Genomic DNA, 483 nt, shown 5'->3' with positions numbered 1-483 from the left:
CACCACGGCAAAGGTGCGCTGGTCGACCACGAACACGGTCGAGGACAGCAGCATCAGCGCGAGGAAGCCGGCGACCAGAATGGATACTAAACGGTTCATTAGCGGATCTCCCGATCACGTGAGGATTCGCGGCTGCGGTTGTCGCGCTGGCGCACCTGTTCGAGCGGCTGCATCACCTCGGCCGGCAGCGGCGCGGCTTGCACCGGCCCGGACTTGGCGCCGATGGCGGCGTCGTTGGCGGCAGTCTGCGCAATCAGTTTGTCGAGCGGCAGATACAGCAGGTTGCTGCCGGACTTGGCGTCCACCATGACCTTGCTGGCACTGGTGAAAATCTGCTGCATGGTGTCGAGGTACATGCGGTCGCGCGTGACGCCCGGCGCCTTCTGGTACTCGGCCATCACTTGCGTGAAGCGGGCCGCGTTACCGGTGGCGTTTTCGGTGACCATCGAGCGATAAGCCTCGGCTTCCTGCATCAGGCGGAAG

1 pseudogene is annotated in these 483 nt (G+C 64.0%); it reads right to left on the bottom strand.

The annotated features are described in order from the left end of the window. Nucleotides 1–98: 98 nt before the first annotated feature. Nucleotides 99–483 (bottom strand): annotated as a pseudogene (locus tag F1735_RS34245) (FtsH protease activity modulator HflK); the annotation flags it as partial.

The organism is Massilia genomosp. 1 (assembly GCF_011682185.1).
In the GTDB taxonomy this organism is placed as follows: Bacteria; Pseudomonadota; Gammaproteobacteria; order Burkholderiales; family Burkholderiaceae_D; genus Telluria_A; species Telluria_A rubra.
Note: the sequence above shows the minus strand (reverse complement) of the source record. Positions and strands in the feature narration are given on the sequence as shown.